At 65.0% G+C, this 20,477-nt stretch carries 18 protein-coding genes and 4 pseudogenes; 2 read left to right on the forward strand and 20 right to left on the reverse strand.

The window, feature by feature from the left end:
* The 12 genes and pseudogenes from H8B02_RS23675 to H8B02_RS23730 all read right to left on the reverse strand — a co-directional run.
* A partial coding sequence (locus H8B02_RS23675) for a DUF4140 domain-containing protein (protein ID WP_229168505.1) occupies positions 1-336 on the reverse strand: 336 nt, incomplete at its 3' end.
* A gap of 270 nt (positions 337-606) precedes the next feature.
* Positions 607-1,779 (reverse strand): thiolase family protein, encoded by a 1,173-nt coding sequence (locus H8B02_RS23680; RefSeq protein ID WP_229168506.1) that lies wholly within the window; start codon positions 1,777-1,779, stop codon positions 607-609.
* A 244-nt stretch (positions 1,780-2,023) separates the two neighbouring features.
* Positions 2,024-3,613 carry a phosphoglycerate dehydrogenase gene (serA, locus tag H8B02_RS23685; protein WP_229168507.1) on the reverse strand — a complete coding sequence of 530 codons (1,590 nt, stop codon included), beginning with the start codon at positions 3,611-3,613 and terminating at the stop codon, positions 2,024-2,026.
* 208 nt (positions 3,614-3,821) lie between these two features.
* Positions 3,822-4,994 (reverse strand): phosphoserine transaminase, encoded by a 1,173-nt coding sequence (locus H8B02_RS23690; RefSeq protein ID WP_229168508.1) that lies wholly within the window; start codon positions 4,992-4,994, stop codon positions 3,822-3,824.
* A gap of 78 nt (positions 4,995-5,072) precedes the next feature.
* Positions 5,073-5,285, reverse strand: a complete 213-nt coding sequence (locus tag H8B02_RS23695) for a hypothetical protein (protein WP_229168509.1) — start codon at positions 5,283-5,285, stop codon at positions 5,073-5,075.
* Between the two features lie 167 nt (positions 5,286-5,452).
* The gene (locus H8B02_RS23700; protein ID WP_229168510.1) at positions 5,453-5,923 is read right to left on the reverse strand and encodes a GNAT family N-acetyltransferase; all 471 of its coding nucleotides are present in this window, start codon (positions 5,921-5,923) and stop codon (positions 5,453-5,455) included.
* Between the two features lie 18 nt (positions 5,924-5,941).
* A pseudogene (locus H8B02_RS23705) lies at positions 5,942-6,531 on the reverse strand (glutathione S-transferase family protein).
* A gap of 71 nt (positions 6,532-6,602) precedes the next feature.
* Positions 6,603-7,454 (reverse strand): outer membrane protein, encoded by an 852-nt coding sequence (locus H8B02_RS23710; RefSeq protein ID WP_229168511.1) that lies wholly within the window; start codon positions 7,452-7,454, stop codon positions 6,603-6,605.
* A gap of 192 nt (positions 7,455-7,646) precedes the next feature.
* The gene (locus tag H8B02_RS23715; RefSeq protein ID WP_229168512.1) at positions 7,647-8,498 is read right to left on the reverse strand and encodes an outer membrane protein; all 852 of its coding nucleotides are present in this window, start codon (positions 8,496-8,498) and stop codon (positions 7,647-7,649) included.
* Positions 8,499-8,799: 301 nt separating this feature from the next.
* Positions 8,800-8,985: pseudogene (locus tag H8B02_RS23720) on the reverse strand (MFS transporter); the annotation flags it as partial.
* A 245-nt stretch (positions 8,986-9,230) separates the two neighbouring features.
* Positions 9,231-10,577, reverse strand: a complete 1,347-nt coding sequence (glmM, locus tag H8B02_RS23725) for a phosphoglucosamine mutase (RefSeq protein ID WP_092117402.1) — start codon at positions 10,575-10,577, stop codon at positions 9,231-9,233.
* Between the two features lie 217 nt (positions 10,578-10,794).
* Positions 10,795-10,968 (reverse strand): hypothetical protein, encoded by a 174-nt coding sequence (locus H8B02_RS23730; protein WP_229168513.1) that lies wholly within the window; start codon positions 10,966-10,968, stop codon positions 10,795-10,797.
* Between the two features lie 123 nt (positions 10,969-11,091).
* Between H8B02_RS23730 and H8B02_RS23735 the strand changes: the two are divergent.
* Positions 11,092-12,227 (forward strand): annotated as a pseudogene (locus H8B02_RS23735) (alpha-hydroxy acid oxidase).
* A 195-nt stretch (positions 12,228-12,422) separates the two neighbouring features.
* Here the strand turns inward: H8B02_RS23735 and H8B02_RS23740 are convergent.
* From H8B02_RS23740 to H8B02_RS48610, 7 genes and pseudogenes are all read right to left on the reverse strand, one after another.
* A complete protein-coding gene (locus H8B02_RS23740) occupies positions 12,423-13,031 on the reverse strand; it encodes a single stranded DNA-binding domain-containing protein (protein ID WP_229168514.1) in 609 nt (202 codons plus the stop codon).
* Between the two features lie 246 nt (positions 13,032-13,277).
* Entirely contained in the window at positions 13,278-13,856 is a 579-nt protein-coding gene (locus H8B02_RS23745) for a hypothetical protein (RefSeq protein WP_376711706.1), read from the reverse strand.
* Between the two features lie 116 nt (positions 13,857-13,972).
* Positions 13,973-14,839, reverse strand: coding sequence for a shikimate dehydrogenase (locus H8B02_RS23750; RefSeq protein WP_229168516.1), 867 nt, complete (start codon positions 14,837-14,839; stop codon positions 13,973-13,975).
* Between the two features lie 31 nt (positions 14,840-14,870).
* On the reverse strand, positions 14,871-15,512 hold the full coding sequence (locus H8B02_RS23755; protein ID WP_229168517.1) for a YoaK family protein: 642 nt from the start codon (positions 15,510-15,512) through the stop codon (positions 14,871-14,873).
* 181 nt (positions 15,513-15,693) lie between these two features.
* Positions 15,694-17,742 carry an elongation factor G gene (locus tag H8B02_RS23760; protein WP_229168518.1) on the reverse strand — a complete coding sequence of 683 codons (2,049 nt, stop codon included), beginning with the start codon at positions 17,740-17,742 and terminating at the stop codon, positions 15,694-15,696.
* 170 nt (positions 17,743-17,912) lie between these two features.
* On the reverse strand, positions 17,913-18,461 hold the full coding sequence (locus H8B02_RS23765) for a LysR family substrate-binding domain-containing protein (RefSeq protein WP_229168519.1): 549 nt from the start codon (positions 18,459-18,461) through the stop codon (positions 17,913-17,915).
* 235 nt (positions 18,462-18,696) lie between these two features.
* Positions 18,697-18,993: pseudogene (locus tag H8B02_RS48610) on the reverse strand (LysR family transcriptional regulator); the annotation flags it as partial.
* Between H8B02_RS48610 and H8B02_RS23775 the strand changes: the two are divergent.
* Positions 18,947-19,879 carry an alpha/beta fold hydrolase gene (locus tag H8B02_RS23775; protein ID WP_229168520.1) on the forward strand — a complete coding sequence of 311 codons (933 nt, stop codon included), beginning with the start codon at positions 18,947-18,949 and terminating at the stop codon, positions 19,877-19,879. The pseudogene H8B02_RS48610 and the gene H8B02_RS23775 sit on opposite strands and share 47 nt — an antisense overlap.
* On the opposite strand, the gene H8B02_RS23780 is transcribed toward H8B02_RS23775, so the two are convergent.
* Positions 19,876-20,358, reverse strand: coding sequence for a DUF992 domain-containing protein (locus H8B02_RS23780; protein WP_229168521.1), 483 nt, complete (start codon positions 20,356-20,358; stop codon positions 19,876-19,878). The two genes, H8B02_RS23775 and H8B02_RS23780, sit on opposite strands and share 4 nt — an antisense overlap.
* Positions 20,359-20,477: the final 119 nt, after the last annotated feature.

A 20,477-nucleotide genomic window follows, 5' to 3' on the forward strand; every position in this document is an offset into this window, starting at 1 on the left:
CTCGATCCGCTTGTCGATCTCGGGCAGGTTCGCCGGCTCCACCGGGCGCGGCGGCCGCGCGTCGATAGCCCCGATCGTCAGCCGGCCGCCCGCCTCGCCCTCCACCCGCAACGAGGACGGATCGAGGCCCATCGGGAAATCCTTCGCGACGAGCGTGTTGTCCCCGGCGGGCAGATCCAGCGTGATGACGCGGGTGACGCTCGCGCCATCGGGATAGACAGTCACGGCGTCGACCTGCGACGCCGCATCGAGATTGGCCGCATGGAGCGGCCCGGCAACCAGCGCACCCGCCAGCACCAGGCTGGTGGTCACAAGACAGTTCGCAATCTTTCGCATCACATCCCTCCGGGAAACATCGCATCGCGCGAGACGAACGGCGCGGCCGGCTCAAGGGCGCGCCGTTTCTCGTGGTGAGACGCAGCGAGGAAAGGACTGGTTCGATTGAGGTTTCCGTGCGGCACGACGATGGCGCGCTCGCGGCTGCCGGATGGCGCGGCGATGTCGGGCGGTCTGCCTTGCCGTCAATGCACGGAAGGCGGCATAAAAAAGCACGGCGCCCTGAGGCGCCGTGCTGCAGAATCTTGAACAGTCAGCCGAGTTACACGCTCAGCTGTAGATCTCGAACAGGCCGGCGCCGCCTTGACCACCGCCGATGCACATGGTCACGACGCCCCACTTCGCCTTGCGGCGGCGGCCTTCCTGCAAGAGGTGGCCGGTGAGCCGGGCTCCGGTCATGCCGAAGGGATGACCGATCGCGATCGAGCCGCCGTTGACGTTGTACTTCTCGGGATCGATGCCGAGTTGGTCGCGCGAATAGAGGCACTGGCTGGCGAACGCCTCGTTGAGCTCCCAGAGATCGATGTCCTCGACCTTCAGGCCGTGGCGCTTCAAGAGCTTCGGCACGGCGAACACCGGACCGATGCCCATCTCGTCGGGCTCGCAGCCGGCCGAGGCCCATGCCACGAAGCGGCCCATCGGGTTCAGGCCGCGCTTCTCGGCGTCCTTGGCTTCCATCAGCACCACCGCGGCGGCGCCGTCGGACAGCTGGCTGGCATTGCCGGCGGTGACGAACTTGCCCGGACCCTTGACCGGCTCGAGCTTGGCAAGGCCTTCCAGCGTGGTCTCGGGGCGGTTGCACTCGTCGCGGTCGACGACGTAGTCGACGATCGACTCGGCCTTGGTCGCCTTGTCGACCACCTTCATCTTGGTCTTCATCGGGACGATTTCGTCCTTGAACTTGTTGGCCTGCTGCGCGGCCGCCATGCGGCGCTGCGACTCCAGCGAATACTCGTCCTGGTATTCGCGGCTGAGCTTGTAGCGCTCGGCGACGATGTCGGCGGTGTCGATCATCGCCATGAAGATGTCGGGCGCGGTCTTGAGCAGGTCCGGATCGATCGATTCCTTCGGCGAGCCGCCGCCGGGAATCGAGATGCTCTCGACGCCGCCGGCGACGATGCAATCGGAGCCGTCGGAACGGATCGAGTTCGCAGCCATGGCGATGGTCTGCAGGCCCGACGAGCAGAAGCGGTTCACCGAGACACCGGCGGTCGACTTCGGCAGGCCGGCGAGCAGCGCCGCCTGGCGGCCGATGTTCGGCGCGCCATGCGCGCAATTGCCGAGATAGCAATCCTCGACATAGTCCTTGTCGACGCCGGCGCGCTCGACCGCGTGCTTGATGGCATGCCCGGCCAGCGACATCGGCGGGGTGATGTTGAATCCGCCACGGCCGGACTTCGCCAGGCCAGTGCGCGCGTAGGAAACGATTACGGCTTCACGCATTGTTTTCTCCCTCTGAGATCGCCGGATAGTGGCGCGTCTTGACGCCTTCGTACACATATTTTGGACGCCGCAACAGGAATACCAGACGCCCCGGAACGGCAAACGCCGCCTCCGGGGCCGGAGACGGCGTCATGTTCCGCAGATCGGAATTTGGATGTGCTTGAACGGTATCTTCCCTCGTCATGCCCCGGCCGCGTCCCGGGCGACGGCGAGAGCCCGCTCAAACAACGTTTGAAACGTCTTGTTAGAACGTCAGCGCCTTGGCCTGCTTCACCTGCGGCAGCGACTGCACCTTGGCGAGCAGATCCGCCGGCACTGCGCCGTCGACCTCGACCAGCGCAATGGCATCGCCGCCCTGCTTGACGCGGCCGAGATGGAAGGTCGCGATGTTGATCTTGGCGTCGCCGAGCAGGCTCGCGAACGCGCCGATGAAGCCCGGCTTGTCCTCGTTGGTCACGTAGATCATCGACTTGCCGAACTCGGCGTCGACGCGGATGCCCTTGATGTCGACGAGGCGCGGCTTGCCGTCGGCGTAGACGGTGCCGGACACCGAACGCTCCTGGCGCTCGGTGGTGACGGTGACCGTGATCAGGCTCTCATAGTCGCTCTGCGCGGCGCGGACGACCTCGTCCACCACCATGCCGCGCTCCTTGGCGACGACCGGCGCCGACACCACGTTGACCTCGCCCAGCATCGGCCGCAGCAGGCCGGACAGCACCGCCGAGGTGATCGCCTTGATCTTCATCTCGGCGACGTGGCCCTCATAGGTGATCGTGGTCTTGAGGATGCCGCTCTCGGTGAGCTGGCCGGCGAACGAGCCGAGCTTCTCGGCGAGCTCGATGAACGGCCTCAGCTTCGGCGCCTCTTCCGCTGTTATCGAGGGGAAGTTGACCGCGTTCGAGATCGCGCCCGACAAAAGATAATCCGACATCTGCTCGGCGACCTGCAGCGCGACGTTCTCCTGCGCTTCGGTGGTGGAGGCGCCGAGATGCGGGGTGCAGATCACGTTGGGGTGGCCGAACAGCACGTTCGAGGTCGCCGGCTCCTCGACGAACACGTCGAAGGCGGCGCCCGCGACATGCTTGGAATTCAGCGCATCGACCAGCGCCTGCTCGTCGACCAGACCGCCGCGCGCGCAATTGATGATGCGCACGCCCTTCTTCATCTTGGCGATCGCGGCCGCGTCGATGACGTTGCGGGTCTTCTCGGTCAGCGGCGTGTGCAGCGTGATGAAATCGGCGCGCTTGAGCAGATCGTCGAGCTCGACCTTCTCGACGCCGATGTCCTTGGCGCGCTCCGGCGACAGGAACGGATCGAACGCGATCACCTTCATGCGCAGGCCGAGCGCGCGGTCGGCGACGATCGAGCCGATATTGCCGCAGCCGATCACCCCGAGCGTCTTGGCGGTGATCTCGACGCCCATGAAGCGGTTCTTCTCCCACTTGCCGGCCTGGGTCGAGGCGTCGGCCTGCGGGATCTCGCGCGCCAGCGCCAGCATCAAGGTGATGGCATGCTCGGCGGTCGTGATCGAATTGCCGAACGGCGTGTTCATCACGATGATGCCCTTGGCGGTCGCGGCCGGAATCTCGACATTGTCGACGCCGATGCCGGCGCGGCCGATCACCTTCAGCCTGGTCGCCTTCTCGATGATCTTGGCGGTCGCCTTGGTGGCCGAGCGGATCGCAAGGCCGTCATAGTTGCCGATGATCTCGGCGAGCTTGTCCTTGTCCTTGCCGAGATTGGGCTGGAAATCGACCTCGACGCCGCGATCCTTGAAGATCTGCACGGCGGCGGGAGACAGCGCGTCGGAAATCAGAACCTTGGGTTTTGTCATGTGACTGTTCCTGTGCCCTGCAGCGGGCGGTCTCTTGGACCAATGTGGTGAAGTCTCTGATCACTTCTCCCTCTCCCCGTTCTTGCGGGGAGAGGGTTGGGGTGAGGGGCAGCCACGGGCGAGGAACAAGCCGAGAAGGCCCCTCACCCGGATCGCTGCGCAATCCGACCTCTCCCCGTAAGAACGGGGAGAGGTGACAAGAGAAAGCTTATGCCGCCTTGGGCAGCGCTGCCTTGGTTTCGGCGAAGGCCCAGTCGATCCACTGCGTCAGCAGCTCGACGTCCTTCGCCTCGACGGTGGCGCCGCACCAGATCCGCAGGCCCGCCGGCGCATCGCGGTAATACGCGAAGTCGAAGCCGGCGTTCTCCTTCTCGACCAGCGCGACCAGCTTCTTGCAGAAGTCGGCCTGCGCTTCGGCGGGAAGCGAGGTGATCGCGGGATCGGTGAACTTCAGGCACACCGAGGTGTTGGAGCGGATCGCGGGGTCCTTGGCCAGGAAGTCGATCCAGGGCGTCTTCGCCTTCCAGTCCGCGAGCGCCTTGGTGTTGGCATCGGCGCGTGCGATCAGCGCCTTCAGGCCGCCGATCGACTTCGCCCAGTTCAGCGCATCGAGATAATCCTCGACGCAGAGCATCGACGGCGTGTTGATGGTCTCGCCCTCGAAGATGCCCTGGTTGAGTTTGCCGCCTTTGGTGAGGCGGAAGATCTTCGGCAGCGGCCAGGCCGGCTTATAGGTCTCGAGCCGTTGCACCGCACGCGGCGACAGGATCAGCATGCCGTGTGCCGCCTCGCCGCCGAGCGCCTTCTGCCAGGAGAAGGTCACGACGTCGAGCTTGGCGAAATCGAGCGGCTGCGCGAAGGCGGCCGAGGTCGCGTCGCAAATCGTGAGGCCTTCACGGGTTGCGCTGATCCAGTCGGCGTTCGGCACGCGCACGCCGGAGGTGGTGCCGTTCCAGGTGAAGACGACGTCGGATGCGGGATCGACCTTGGCGAGATCGGGGATTTCACCGTAAGCCGCGTTCAGCTTGGTGACGTCTTTCAGCTTCAATTCCTTGACGATGTCGCTGACCCAGCCCTCGCCGAAGGATTCCCAGGCGAGCGTGGTGACGGGCCGCGCGCCGAGTAGCGACCACAGCGCCATCTCGACCGCGCCGGTGTCCGACGCCGGCACGATGCCGATCTTGTAGTCCGCAGGCACCTCGAGCACTTCGCGCGTCAGTTCGATCGCGAGCTTGAGCTTGGCCTTCCCGACCTTCGCGCGATGCGAGCGGCCGAGGGCGGCGTCCTTGAGATTGTTGGGGTTCCAGCCGGGGCGCTTGGCGCAGGGGCCGGAGGAGAAATGCGGCACATTGGGCCGCGAAGCGGGCTTCGCTGCAGTCATAATCTACCCTTCCAGATAGCTGCCTCTCGGTGGGGAGAGGTTTCCCGCCGTCGGAAATAGTGGAAGGGCACCCAAACGTCAAGGAAGTTCGGACTTTTCCGGGACAGTCGGGGGATCACGGCTGATTGATGGAGCGTCCTCGACCTGCTGCATCGTCTCCTGATCGAGCAAATCCGCCGCGAGAGTCATGATCTTAACTGCCCCGCGCCGGCTCGATATTTTCAAAATGCTCTTATCGCCGGCCTGCACGATGTACTCGTTGCCGACCCGCACGATCGAATAGTCCGACATCCAAATCCCCAGTCGCCGCCGCCCCGTGGGAGACGCCCGACATACCGGACTCGTTCCGCCCCGTAAATTCACGGAGACCGGCTTAGTTTATTGGCTGTTAACCGGATAGCGCAGCAGCGGCTACCGCAGGCATTGCCTTGCGTGCGGCACAACTTCGTGCGCGCACGTCAAAAGCGGAGCGTCATGCCGACATGGCTGCGCGCGAAACCGAGCCGCTCATAGAAGCGCTGCGCATCGACGCGCGTGTGATGCGTCAGCAGCTCGACCAGGATGCAGCCTTGCGCGCGCGCCTCCGCGACCGCCCACTGCACGAGCCGCTCGCCGATGCCGCGGCTGCGGCAGTGTGTTGCGACGCGGACGTCCTCGAGCAGGCCGCGCGAAGAGCCCTGCGAGCTGATACCCGGCAGCACCGCGAGCTGCAGGCAGCCGACGACGGCGCCCTCCCCGTCGACGGCGACGACAAGCTGCAGGTTCGGATCACGCTCGACCCGCGCGAAGCCGTCGTAATAGCTTTGCGGCAGCGGATCCGCGATCCGCTCGCGCGCACTGCCGAGCGGATCGTCCGCCAGCATGCCGACAATGGCGGCGACATCCTCGCGGCGAGCGCGGCGGATCGTGATCGATGAAGCTTCACGCATGGCGAGGTTTACCCGAGATCAGCGGACCGGCGGCAGAGCGAGCACATGCTCCGCGTCGACGATCCAGCGGCGGATCATGGGATAGCGTTCGAGCGCGAGGCCGCCATCCTCCGCGACGCGCGTATAGGCAAGCAGCGAGACGTCGGCGAGCGAGAACGCATCGCCGACCAGGAACTGCGTGCCGGCAAGATGCCGCTCCAGATGATCGAGCGCCACATAGCCGCGCTTGATGAGGTTCGGATCGATCTCCGACACGGCCTTGCCGAGATACACGGTCTGATAGCGGCAAACGGCGACATAGGGCTCGTGGCTGTTCTGCTCCCAGAACATCCAGGCATCCATCTGCGCCGCGCGATAGGGATCGCCGGGGATCAGATCGCTGCCGCGCGCGAGGTAGCGGATGATGGCGTTGGATTGCGCGAGCGTGCGGCCGTCATCGAGCTCGACCGTCGGCACCTGGCCCCAACCGTTCAGCTTGAGGAATTCCGCCGTGCGGCTGCCGCCCTTCATGGTGTCGATCTCGACCCATGTGTACGGCAGCGCCAACTTGTCGCACACCCATTTCACCTTCAGCAATTGCCCGAATTGGCGTCGCCGTAGATTTTCATCTGAGGTCGCTCCGCTTGCGGAGCAACATCGGATCAGCCGCAGATTTCGGTGTCAAGCGAGGTGGCGCGCGTCAAAACTTGTAGCCGATGGCAGCACGAACGCTGTTCTGCGTGACCGACGTGTTCTTGACAGGGCTGAACTTGACGTATTCCCACTCGCCGCGCACGAAAACACAGTTCCACAGCATGTATTCAAGGCCGAGACCAGCGGTCCAGCCGGCAACGTAGGCGTCCGTTTTCGCATCCGTCGCGGTTTGGGCAAACTGCGGGAGTGCAAAGGTGGTCGAACTTCCGTCAGCAAAGTTGATCGTTCGGTTCACGGAGCTTGTGACCGTGCGCGAAACGTCCATTCGGCCGACTGCAAGGCCGCCGAAGACGTAAGGCAGAAAGTCACCGGTTGCCCAACCTGCGCGGCCGCGGAATGTCATCTCATCCTTGAGCTTCAGCGCAGCGCTTCCATTCAACGTCACGCCGTCGGCGGCAGACGCGCCGGCCGGCAGGACCAAATTTGGCTGAGCGACTTGAATCGGACCCAGACTTCCGGAGGTCGTTGTCGTAAGGCCGGACCAATAGGTATAGTTTGCTTCGACACCCAACACGACGTCGTCAAACTGATAATTGCGTCCGACGAATGCTCCGAAGCCCGAGCTTTGCGCATTGACCCGGCCCAGCAGATTGAACTGGGACGTCGGCGCCTGCAGCGTGGTGTTGCGGAAGATGGAATTGGTCAGGGAAGCAACGCTGCCGCCAAAGTCGGTGTTGATCCATGTCTGGCCGACCTGACCGCCGGCATACCAGCCGTCCCAGTTTCTGGTTGGCGCGCTGGAAGCGGGGAGACTGCCGCGAAGGAAATCGGGCATGTCGGCCGCCTGTGCACCGGTCACCGCGCCGAACATCATCGCCACCAGCAAGAACCTACGCATTGCAACGCTCCATCCCACTTACCGAATGCGCGCTGATCATCGCCTGTTAACCTTAACCAATCGTTGTCGCCGGCCGCTTTCGACCACTCAAGTTGCAGAAGCTCGCGGCATGACCCGGCAAAGAAAAACGGCGCGGGATGATCCCGCGCCGTTTCAATCGTTAACCGTGAAGGCTCGAAATTAACCCTCAAATTAACCCTTGCGGATCAGCGGGGGCGGCGGCGGCGGCGGCGGCACGTCGCAGCAGGGCAAGGCGAAGCGCACGCCGAGCTTCACGTCCTGCGAGGTCATGTCGCGGTACTGGAAGCTCGAGGGACCGGCCGGCGTGCCGTCGAAGAAGTGACCCTGGCCGTGGCCGGCGGTGCCCATGTCGAGGTAGCGATAGGCCAGTTCAACCGTGAAGTTGTTGGTGACCTTGTAGGCGACACCGGCATGCAGCGCCCATGCGAAGTTGGTCTTGGTCGCACCGTCGGCGATGAAGGAACTGGTCAGGCCGGACCCGCTCGGGAACGTGGTGACATCGGAGAAGGCCGAGGTCTTGATCACCGCGGCACCGACACCGGCACCGATGAACGGGGTCAAGCAACCCCAGGTGCCGAGATCGGCGTAGATGTTCGCAAGGCCGACCCAGCTCTGGACGCCGCCATGATAGGTGTCGCCGAGCGAGCTGGGCCCGGGGAACGTGAAGAAGTCGGTGCCGTTGAAGCTCACCTTCGAGCGATACTCACCGGTGATGTCGGCGCGGAACCAGCTGTTGAATTGATAGCCGACCCCAAGGCCAAACAGCATGCCGCTGTCGAAGCCGGTGCCATACTGGTTGAAAGCGGTGCCAGCCGGCAGCGTGTCGTAGGCGTTGACGTGCAGCCTGGCCTTGGTGTTGGTCATGCCGATATCGCCGCGCAAATACCAGCCGCCGAAATCCTGGACCGGTGGAGGAGCATACGCCATCGGGGGCGGCGGCATGATCGGCATGTCGGCAGCGAACGCCGCCGAGGACAACAGAGATGCCGCTCCGGCGGCGATCAGGGTCTTTACGCTACGCATTGGCTTCGTCCTTTTGGCCCAAGTGAGGCGACACGAAAGGCCCCACGTCTGAAACTCACGGGCCGGACGATGCCAGCAAATGTTTAAGCGGCACTTAACCCTAATTTTTAAGGTTGATTTTCTCTCACCTTTTGCTGCGGCTGTTGCTTATGGGTCCATAAATGCGCGCGAGCGGCGGCGAAAGATGGCGACCTCGCCACAGGTGCTAATGAAGCGTTGACGCGGGTGCGCGTTTGCAGCGCACGCAGGCGCTGAGTGTTAGCGAATGCTTAATGCGGGGCGGCGCCCTCGCTGCTGACGTTCAGCGAACGGCCTTCGGCATCTTCGGCAGGAACACCGCGAGCAGGCCAATCGCCGGCAGGAATGCGCACAGCTGATAGACGAAGGCGATCGAGGTGTGGTCGGCGAGCTTGCCCAGCACCGCGGCGCCGAGACCGCCGATGCCGAAGGCGACGCCGAAGAACACGCCGGAGATCATGCCGAAGCGAAAAATGCCTCCGGGCGGTAGGGCAAACCAGTTGCATTAGCTAATGGCAGCGATGCGCTGTAGCTAATGGCAGCGATGCGCTGTGGAGTTCTCATCGACGACCCGTCATCCTGAGGAGCGGCCGGTTGGCCGCGTCTCGAAGGATGAATCGGCCACCGGCCGGGCCGTGCATCCTTCGAGACGCGCGCAAGGGCGCGCTCCTCAGGATGACGGAGCCGGCAGATGCGAGATTGGAAACAGCAGCCTTACGCCGCGGCGGCGTGGCCGAGTGCGCTGACGATGTTGTCGACGACCTCTTCCACCAGGATGCGATCGTCACCCTCGCCCATGACGCGGATCACCGGCTCGGTGCCGGAGGGACGGATCAACAGGCGGCCATGGCCGTTGAGGCGCTTCTCGCCGTCGGTGATCGCGGACTTGACCTCGGCGTCGTCGAGCGGCTTGCCGCTGCGATAGCGCACGTTCTTCAGGATCTGCGGCAACGGATCGAAACGCCGGCAGATCTCCGACACCGGGCGGCGCAGCTTCTGCACCACGGCCAGCACCTGCAACGCAGCGACGAAGCCGTCGCCGGTGGTCGAATAGTCCGACATGATGATGTGGCCCGACGGCTCGCCGCCGAGATTGTAGCCACCGCTCAGCATCTGCTCGAGCACGTAGCGGTCGCCGACCGGCGTTCGGACCATCGAAATACCGTGGCCCTGCAGGAAGCGCTCCAGCCCGAGATTGGACATCACGGTCGTGACGATGCCGGGCTTGGCGAGGCGCCCCTCTTCCTTCCAGCTCTGCGCGATCACCGCGAGCAGCTGGTCACCGTCGACGATGTGGCCGCGCTCGTCGACCAGGATGACGCGATCGGCGTCGCCATCGAGCGCGATGCCGATGTCGGCGCGCATCTCGCGCACCTTCCGCGACAGCGCTTCCGGCGAGGTGGAGCCGCATTCCTTGTTGATGTTGAAGCCATCGGGTTCGACCCCAATCGGCACCACATCGGCGCCGAGTTCCCACAGCGCTTCCGGCACCACCTTGTAGGCGGCGCCGTTGGCGCAATCGACCACGACGCGCAGGCCGTCGAGTGAGAGGTCGCGCGGCAGGGTGCGCTTGGCGAATTCGATGTAGCGGTCATGGACGCCGTCGATGCGGCGGGCGCGGCCGAGGCTCGCGCTCTGCGCCAGGCGGCGGTCGAGCGATTCGTCGAGCAGCTGCTCGATCTGCTTCTCGACATCGTCGGACAGCTTGAAGCCCTGCGGGCCGAACAGCTTGATGCCGTTGTCCTCGAAAAGATTGTGCGACGCCGAGATCATGACGCCGAGATCGGCGCGCATCGACTTGGTCAGCATCGCGATCGCCGGCGTCGGCATCGGGCCGACCAGCAGCACGTCCATGCCGACCGAGGTGAAGCCCGCGACCATGGCGTATTCGATCATGTAGCCGGACAGCCGCGTGTCCTTGCCGATCACGACGCGATGGCGATGGTCGCCACGCTGAAACACCAACCCTGCGGCCTGCCCCACCTTGAGCGCGAGCTCCGGCGTGATCAGCCCATTGGCGCGGCCCCGAATTCCATCGGTCCCGAAATATTTGCGGCTCATGTAACCCCCAACACGGACCTCTCGAACCACCCGGCGAGAGAGTCCTGAACGCCTACCAGTGTAGCGTGCATCGGCCTTATAGACTGCCAGGCGCTAAAATGACTTCAAAAAATATGATGAATCATTACCGCGGCCGAACCGTATTTTTCGGCATTAAGGCGCTGAAAAATATAACATTATGGCCATTCAGGCAATCCCCGGGAACGACTGTTGTCCCCTACCTCTTGCCGCCTCGCTTGACGTGCTGGTCACCCTTGCTGGGGGCCGGCTGGATCACATTGACAGGGTCGGAACCGGGAAACGTCTCCTCCAGCCCCTCTTCCAGGGCCTCATCGAGCCGGCGCTTTTCGGCGTTCTCGTCTGCTTTCGGCTTGGAGCCTGATTGCGTCATCGTGCTCTCCTATCCGTCTTCAGATTTGGCGGGCCACCCAACCATGCTAGATGACGGCGAGACCGAACACCCGCAAGACGTCTGCATCGAACTTGCGACATAGAAGAAGGGCCGGGAACGTCCATGAAGCACATTACCTGCATCGAAGATCTGCGCCAGCTGCACAAGCGCAGGGTGCCGAAGGCGTTTTTCGATTATGCGGACCGCGGCTCCTACACCGAGGACACGCTGCGCGCCAACTCCGAGGACCTGCAGCAGATCAAGTTCCGCCAGCGCATCCTGGTCGATGTGTCCAAGCGCAGCCTGGCGACCACGATCCTCGGCGAGCCGGCGGCGATGCCGCTGATCCTGGCGCCGGTCGGCCTGCTCGGCATGCAGCATGGCGACGGCGAGATCTACGCCTGCCGCGCGGCGCAAGCGGCCGGCATCCCGTTCACCCAGAGCACGATGTCGATCTGCTCGATCGAGGACATCGCAGCCAGTGTCGACAAGCCGTTCTGGTTCCAGCTCTACGTCATGAAGGACCGCGGCTTCATCAAGTCGCTGATCGAGCGCGCGATCACGGCGAAATGCTCGGCGCTGGTGTTGACCGTCGACCTGCAGGTGATCGGCCAGCGCCACCAGGACATCAAGAACGGCATGACGGTGCCGCCGGAATGGTCGCTGTCGAAGCTCTTGGACTTCGCGAGCAAGCCGTCATGGGTCGCCGGCGTGCTGCGCGGCAAGCGCCGCAGCTTCGGCAACATCGTCGGTCACGTCAAAGGCACCGAGGATCTGACCAAGCTGTCGGAATGGACCGCCTCGCAGTTCGATACCACGCTGAACTGGAAGGACATCGACTGGATCCGCAGCATCTGGCCGGGCAAGCTGATCCTTAAAGGGATTCTCGATGTCGAGGACGCCGAGCTCGCCGCCAAGACCGGCGCGCAGGCGATCGTGGTGTCCAACCATGGCGGCCGCCAGCTCGACGCGCGCCGTCCTCGATCGAGGTGCTGCCGGAGATCGTCGACGAGGTCGGCTCGAGGCTCGAGATCATGTTCGACGGCGGCATCCGCACCGGCATGGACATCATGCGGGCGCTCGCGCTCGGCGCGAAGTCCTGCATGATCGGCCGCGCCTATGCCTACGGCCTCGGCGCCGGCGGCCAGGAAGGCGTCGCCAAGGCGCTCGACATCCTGGGCAAGGAGCTCACCACCACGATGGGGCTGTGCGGCGTTAACACCATCGCCGAGATCGACGACAAGGTGCTGGCGGTTTAGCGCAGCTACATACTCCCTCGTCGTCCCGGGCAAGCGAAGCGCGACCCGGGACCCATAACCACAGCCGTGCGAGATTTGGCGCAGCTGCGGCCACAGCTGTGCTCAACAACAATGATCGGTGGTTATGGGTCCCGGCTCCCGTGCGCAATTGCGCACTAGGCCGGGACGACGTGTTGAGAGAGACTGGCCTTCGCGTCACATCGGCGGTGCGATGCCGTCGCGGCCGACATTGACGCGGTTGGCTTCCAGCGTGCCGTCGTCCTTCTTCACCGCGCCGAAGATGATGATCTTGGCGCCCGGCTTCAGCTCCGACTTGTCGCCGGAGACGAAGGTGACGACCGGGGTTCCCGGCGGCACCACGACCTTCTTCTCACCGTCCTTGTATTTCACCGTGATGTTCTGGCCGTCAGTGCCCTTCACCGTCTCGGCGACGGTGGCGTTGGTCATGGTCGAGTTGGCGCGCAGGTCCCAGGGACGGAAGCCTTCCGCGGCGCCGCGCTGGTTTTCCGGGAAGATATGCACCGCGATCGCCTTCTGGGTTCCGTCCGGCTCGGGCATCGCGGTAACGCCGATATAGGAACCGGACTTGATCTCCGACAGATCGGTCTTGGCGATGCCGAACACCGCGACGTTGTCGGTCGTGCGTACCTTCATATCGTCGCCGTCGCGCGACTTGATCGACAGCATCGCGCCGTCGACGGCCTCGATGGTGCCGCGGATGCGCACCGTCGGCGGTTGTTGCGCCGATGCGGCTGAGGCAAAGGCAACGAGAAGCAATGCGGCGAACAGCGTCGATTTCGGCATGGTGTTCCTCATGGGTTTGGCTGGCGGAATAGGGAACACCGGGGAGTTGCAGGTATTCCGTGCGGCTACCTCCCCTTCGCGGGAAGGCGGCACGCACGACAACTACGGACCGGATGAGGATGCTGTTACTGCGATAACGAAACTGTCATCCCGTAGCCCGGATGGAGCGGAGCGCAATCCGGGACTTTCTCAAGGTCGGCACCGTCCGTGATTTCGCTTCGCTTCATCCGAGCTACGAACCACGCGTCACATCGGCGGCGTAAGGCCGTCGCGGCCGACGCTGACGCGGTCGGTTTCGAGCGAGCCGTCGGGCAGCTTCTTCATGAAGGCAATGACCTTGGCGCCGGCCTTCAAGTCCGCCTTGTCGCCTGGAACATAGGTCACGACCGGCGTGTCGGGCGTGACCTGCACCTTCTTCTCGCCGTCCTTGTACTTGACCAGCAATGTATGACCGTCATTGCCCACGACGGATTCCGCGACGGTGGCGTTGGTCATGCTGCTGTTCGGCTTCAGATCATACGGCCGCGAGCCTTCACCGGTGCCGCGCATGTTTTCGGGGAAGACATGCACCTCGACCGCCTTCGGCACGCCGTCGGCCCCCGGCACCGTGGTCGTACCGATGAAGGAACCGACCTTGATGTCGGACAGCGCGATCTTGGTGAGGCCGAGCACCACCATATTGCCCGCCATGTGCAGCTTGACGTCCTCGCCGCTGCGCGACTTCACCGCCAGCGTAACGCCATCGACGCTCTCGACGGTTCCACGCACCCGTGTTGGCGTCGGCGGCTGCTGCGCAAGCGCGTAAAGCGTGGATGCCGTCACCATCGCGAGCGCAATGAACGGACGAATGAAATGGGAACGGCTGGCAGGCATGGTGATCTCCGGGAGGGAACGCGAGGGGACTAACACGAGACACCGCTCCGGAGACGCTATTCCAGGCCTCAAGTCTTTGTGAGATCGGCCTCGACAAGCGCACGCAATTCGGGCGTGACGTGCGGGCGCTGCCCGAACCACAATTCGAAACCCCGCACGGCCTGATGCAGCAGCATGCCGAGCCCGTCGGCGGTCTTCAGCCCGCGCGCCGCTGCCGCGGCAAGCAACGGCGTCACCAGCGGCACATAGACGAGATCGGAAACAACCGCGCTCTGCGGCAACAGCCCCACATCGATCTCGAGCGCGGGCTGGCCATGCATGCCGAGCGACGTCGTGTTCACGAGCAGGCCTGCGCGCGGCAGCAGCTCGCCGACCGTGCCCCACGTCGCAGGGTGAACACGCGCGCCAAATTGCTCTGCGAGCGCGCGGGCACGGTCGATGGTGCGGTTGACCAGATGCACGCGCGCAATCCCGCGCTCGATCAGGCCGAACACCACCGCACGCGCCGCGCCGCCGGCGCCGAGCACCAGCGCGTCCTCCGTCTTGTCCCAGCCGGGCGCGCAGGCGTCGAGATTGTTGATGAAGCCTTCGACATCGGTGTTGGTCGAGCGCAGCTCGCCGTCGGCGAACCACAAGGTGTTAGCGGCACCGACGGCGCGGGCGCGAGCGTCCGGGGCCGACAGCGCCAGCGCGCGCTCCTTGTGCGGAATGGTGACGTTGGCGCCGACGAAGCCGCGCAGCGACAGGCGGAACAGGAAATCCTTGAAATCCTCCGGCGGCACCGCCTCGATCACATAGCCGCCCTCGATGCCGAGCGTGCGCAGCCAGTAGTGATGGATCAGCGGCGATCGGGAATGCGCCGCCGGCCAGCCGATCAGGCACGCGGCGCGGGTTTTGGCTTGGGTGCTGCCTTGGGTGTTGCCTTGGGATGTCATGGCCGTGACATCGGCCAAGGCAGCCGCGCTGTCAATCCGTCCGCTTCGCGGTTGCGGCAACCAGCGCGCTGAGGGCGAACGCGGTGGCCGCGGCAAACCAGATCGCTCCGAGATTGATCCAGCGGTAGGCAAGTGCCCCGAGCAGAGCGCCCGCGACCAGCGCCGCCCACAGCAATACGTTGGGCAGCCAGGCCCAGGGCGCACCGCCGGTCAGCGCGGCGGCGATCAACTGCCCGGCCTTCACCAGCGCTCCCGTGACATAGGTCAGGCCAAGCCCGGCCCCGCCTTCGAGCTGGAACACGGCGTTCTCGAGCCCCATCGCCAGCACGATGGCGGCGACCGCCGCGTTCGGCAGGCCATACGCATAAGCCAATGCCGCTGCCATCAGCAGCAGTGCCTCGACCAGCAGGATCAGGGGCTGGCGATGCGCGATCCGGCTGAGTACGACCAGGCTGCCGGCCGCGGCGCCGGCGACGAACAGCGCGATCAGTTCCAGTGCATCCAGGGCGTGCTGCCAGTGGCCCTCGGCCAAGGTCACGCCGAGCCGCGTCGAGTTGCCGCTCATGAAGGAGACGAACAACCCGCCGAGATGCAGATAGCCGATGCCATCGACATAGCCGGCCAGCGCGCTGAGCGCGCAGGCCAGCGCCAGGTTACGGCGGGATTCAAGCATGATGGCGGAAATCGCTCTCCCTGTTCAGAACGACAATGTTCATGAAAGCGATCGGCTTGAGAAGAGCAGGAAGCGACGGAGCAATTTCCCCCGTCATTCCGGGATGGTCCGAAGGACCAGACCCGGAATCTCGAGATTCCGGGCTCGATGCTAATGCATCGCCCCGGAATGACGGAAGACGTCACGCCGCGTCGCGATGCGCGGCGATGATTTGGTCGGCGGCGCGGCCGGTCACTTCGGCCATGCGGTCGAACTGGCGGGTGAAGGTGCCAGCGCCTGCGGTGGCGGAGCGCAGCTCGACGATGAGGTCGCCGATCTCGGATTCCGGCATCGTGGCACGGACGCAGTCCCAGCCGCTCCAGCCCTCGCGGGTGTCGAAGCCGAGGATCTGGCCACGACGCGCCGACAGGATCGCGTTGACCTTGGCGGTCGCCTCGGTCGGGCAAACGATCTCGACCATGTGGATCGGCTCCAGCAGCACCGGCTGGCACTGCGGCAATGCCTCGCTGACGCCGACCCGCGCCGCGGTACGGAACGCAAGGTCGGAGGAGTCGACGCTGTGATAGGAGCCGTCGGTCAGCGTGACGTCGACGTCGATCACGGGGAAGCCGAGCGGGCCGCGCGTGAGCGCGTCGACCACCCCTTCCTCCACCGCGCCGATATAGTTGCGCGGCACCGCGCCGCCGACCACCTTCTCGTGGAATTCGAAGCCGCTTCCGCGCGGCTTCGGCTTGATGTCGAGCACGACGTCGCCGAACTGGCCGTGGCCGCCGGACTGCTTCTTGTGCCGGCCGCGCTGGGTGACCGCCTTGCGGATGGTCTCCTGATAGCCGATCGCCGGCGGATGCGATTTGACGTTGACGCCGTAGCGGTCCTTCAGCCGCTCCTGCGCGACGCGCAGATGCATCTCACCCTGCCCCCACAGCACGGTGTCGTGGGTGCGCGGGTTCTGGATCATCGTCAGCGAGGGATCCTCCTCGTTCAACCGCAGCAGCGCCTGGCCGAGCTTGACGTCGTCCTTGCGGTCGGTCGCGGCGATCGAGATCGACAGCACCGCCGCGGCGGGCTCGATCTTGACCAGCGAGGCCGGGGCGGTCTTGCCGCTCGACACCGTATCGCCGGTCTTGATCGCATCGAGCTTGCCGAGCGCGACCGCGTCGCCGGCTTCGGCCTGCGGCCGCTTGCTGTCATGCATGCCCGAGACCGCGAGGATGCCGGAAACCCGCCCGCTTTCGCCGCTAGAGGCTTGCAGCGTCGCGCCGTCGTCAAGCCGGCCTGCGAGCACACGCGCCAGCGACAGCTTGCCGCCGTGCTGCAGATGCACGGTCTTGAACACATAGGCCAGCGCATCCTTCTGGTCCTTGATGCCGAGCCGGGCGGCGGTCTCATTGACGCCTGGCGCCTCGTGGCGCAGCGCCTTCATCAGGCGGAGCACGCCGTTCTCGCGGCTCGCCGCACCAAGCAGCACCGGACAGATCAGCCCTTCGCGCAGTTCGCGCGCGAGATCGTCGAACACGGCATCGCGCGGCGGCTGGATATCCTCCAGCAATTGCTCCATCAGCGCATCGTCGTGATCGGCGAGCTTCTCCAGCATCGAGAAGCGCGCTTCCTTCCCGCGATCGAGATTGCCGCCTTCCAGCGCCATCACCTCCGACGGCTTGTGCTCGCGATAGACGAAGGCGCGCTCCAGCGCGAGATCGACAAAGCCCTCGATCAGATCGCCGTTCCAGATCGGGATCTGGCGCAGCACCAGCGGCACGCGCGAGGCCGGCTGCAGCGTCGCAAGCGTCTCGCGGACGCGCTTGTTGGCACGGTCGATCTTGTTCAGGAACAGAAAACGGGGAATCCCGAGCTCCTCGAGCTCGCGCAGGATGATCTGCAGCTGCGGCAACTTCTTCTCGTCAGCCTCGCAGACCACGACCGCGGCATCGACTGCCGGCAACGCGGCACGCATGTCGTGCGCGAACTCGATCGAGCCGGGGCAATCGATAAAGGTGTAGCTGTCCCCCATAAAGGTGGTGGTCGCGGCGGTCAGGCCTACGCCCATCTTGTGTTGACGTGCCTCGGGGCTGGCATCGCCGACGGAGGTTCCGGCATCGACGCTGCCGGCAGTCTTGATGGCGCCAGTGCGCGCCAGGATCGCTTCCAGAAGTGTGGTTTTACCGCTTTGGAAAGGGCCCACCAGCGCGATGCACCGTGGACCTCGGGGACTTCTGACGTCTTGTCCCATTGCCGCCTCCTCGTGTTGGAGCTCGGCCCATGATTGGGTCGGCGACCGTTTATGGTCTGCCTGCGTTTGGCGTTTGGCAAGCGGGAAAACGTCGCTGCGGTGCGGCGTCGCGGAAGTTTGCGATGGCGGAGCCGCGCGCCGTCATTCGCCGGACGATTGCGTCCGATGCATCAGTTCCTTGGCGCAAGTCCCGGCGCAATCTCGCGCCAGCGCAGCGCGATGTCGAGCAGGCGCTGCACGGCAGGCGACACATCTTCCTCGTGCCACGCAATCGTGAGCGGAGCCATCACCACCGGCGCGGCAAGCGAAACATACGACACGCCACGACCGGTTTGCGCGCACGCCGCGGCTTCAGGTACGAGCGACACGCCGACACCGGCGGCGATCAGGCCGATCGCCGTTTGCAGATGCAGAACTTCCTGCGCGAGCCGCGGCGTGAAGCCGGCGGCCTGGCAGGCGGCGACGATCAGGCCGGTGACCGAAGGCTCCGGCTGCACCGGATAGAGCACGAAGGCATCGTCGGACAGTTCGGCGAGCGCAATGTCGCCGCGCGCCGCGAGGGGATGCGCCCGCGGCAGCGCCGCGACATAGGGCTCATCGAGGATCAGACGCTGCGCGAGCCCTGCTTCCGGTAACAGCGCCGGGCGTGCGAAGCCGACGTCGATCCGGCGCCGCCGCAATGCCTCGGCAATCTCCGCCGCGAGCATCTCGTCGAGCACGAGCTCGACATCGGGACAGGCGTCGCGATAGGCGCCGATCGGGCAGGCCGGCAAACATCGCGGAGCCGACGAATCCGATTGCGAGCTTGCCGGCCTGGCCGCGCCCGACGCGCCGCGTGTCCGCAACTGCACTCTCGAAACTTGCGAGCAGCGCGCGTGCGCGCGCAAGAAACAGCTCGCCGGCCTCGGTGAGCCTGACAGGACGGCTATTCCGCTGCAGCAGCGTCACGCCGAGCTCGTCCTCGAGCTGGCGGATCTGCTGGCTCAGCGGCGGCTGTGCGATGTGCAGCCGCTCGGCCGCGCGGGTGAAATTCAATTCCTCGCCGAGCGCCACGAAATATCTGAGGTGTCGCAATTCCATGCCGGCGATATAGCACGGCGGCCGGCGCCGGCAGCCAAATGCAATAGCTCTGCTACCGTATCGAACGGGTATTGGACCAGACGCGCGAACGCGGACAGCCTGCGGCAAACCACAGGAGGTCGCCATGACGGCACTGGAAAAAGCCTTCGCGGACGCGGCCGCGGCCGGCATCACGCAACAGAAGATCGAGATCGGCGGCCTGTCCGTCAACGTCGCGCGTTTCGGCAAGGGGCCGGCGCTGCTCCTGCTCCATGGCTGGCCGGAGTTCTGGCTGGTGTGGCGCCCGCTGATGCTGCGGCTCGGCGACAGTTGTGAGCTGATCGCGCCGGACCTGCGCGGCTGCGGCGACACCGGCAAGCCGGTGCCCGGACCTGACGCGTCCGCCACGGCGGAGCGCCACGCGCTGGACATGTTCGCGGTCATGGACGCGTTCGGTCATGACCGCTTCGGCGTGATCGGCGGCGATCTCGGCGCCTATGTCATGCAGGCGATGTCGCATCGTCAGCCGCAGCGGCTGACCGGCACGCTGTATCTCTGCACGCCCTATCCGGGCCTCGGCCACCGCTACGGCGAGCCCGGCCACCTGATCGAGGTCTGGTATCAATACTTCCAGCAGCTGCCATGGGCCGCGCAACTGGTCGGAAGCTCGCGCGAGTCATGCCGGCTCTACTTCCGCCATTTCCTCGACCATTGGTCGGGCGACGATCCCGCCGTGTTCGGCGACCTGCTCGAAGCCTATGTCGATAACTTCATGAAGCCGGGCAACATCCAGGGCGGCTTCGACTGGTATCTCTCGTCCGCGCCCAATCGCCGGCTCTGGCTGGAAGGCAGACTGCCGGCGCAGCCGCGCATCGAAATCCCTTCGCGCTTTCTCTGGGGCCGCCGTGATCCGCTGATCGCGCCGGAATGGTCGGACCGGCTGGGGGACTATTGGAGCGAACCTTCGATCAGCTTCGTCGACACCGGGCATTATGTTCACGCCGAGGCGCCCGAGATCGTTGCCGAAGAGGCCCGCGGCTTCTTCGGCAGATTGCAGAACGTTGCGCGCGCGAGTTAGCGCCCCGGACGGAGCTCCAGGCTCTCGAGGCCGGCGGCGATGTTGACGCCGACCTGGCCCTGCACGCTGAGCGGCTGCAGGGCGATCGTGTTGTCGGAGCCGCCGACCAGCACGTTGCCGCCGACGCCGACGCCGAGTGCCGCACTGCCCTGCGCACCGGCATAATTGCCGGAGAGCGCACCCGGCCCGAGCCGCTCCACCGGTGCATAGACGCCCCAGGCCAGCGCCGATTCCTGAGTGATGCCGAGATCGATGCCGACCTTTTGGATGGTCGCGATGTAACGATCCTCAGGCAGGCCGTTGGCGCGCAGCACGCAACCGAGATGGGTCACCGAGCCGACGATGAAGCCGACGCTCGCGCCACCGCGGCATTCCAGGACGCCGACCTGAACGCGCTGGCTCGGCTGTTGGGCGTCGGCGCCAACGATTGCGGTCAGCGTGGCGATGGCGGCACCGGCGAGGAGAGTGAAGCGACGCATGATGGGAGTCTCCGGCTGAGAGGCATGACGCGAGCAGAGAGCAGAACGGCGCCGTGTCTGTAGCGCCTTTCGCATCCTATGCCACAACATCGATTGTGCAGCCAGAATTTGCGGTGCTC

Origin of the sequence: Bradyrhizobium altum (assembly GCF_020889705.1) — a bacterium.
Taxonomy (GTDB): Bacteria; Pseudomonadota; Alphaproteobacteria; order Rhizobiales; family Xanthobacteraceae; genus Bradyrhizobium; species Bradyrhizobium altum.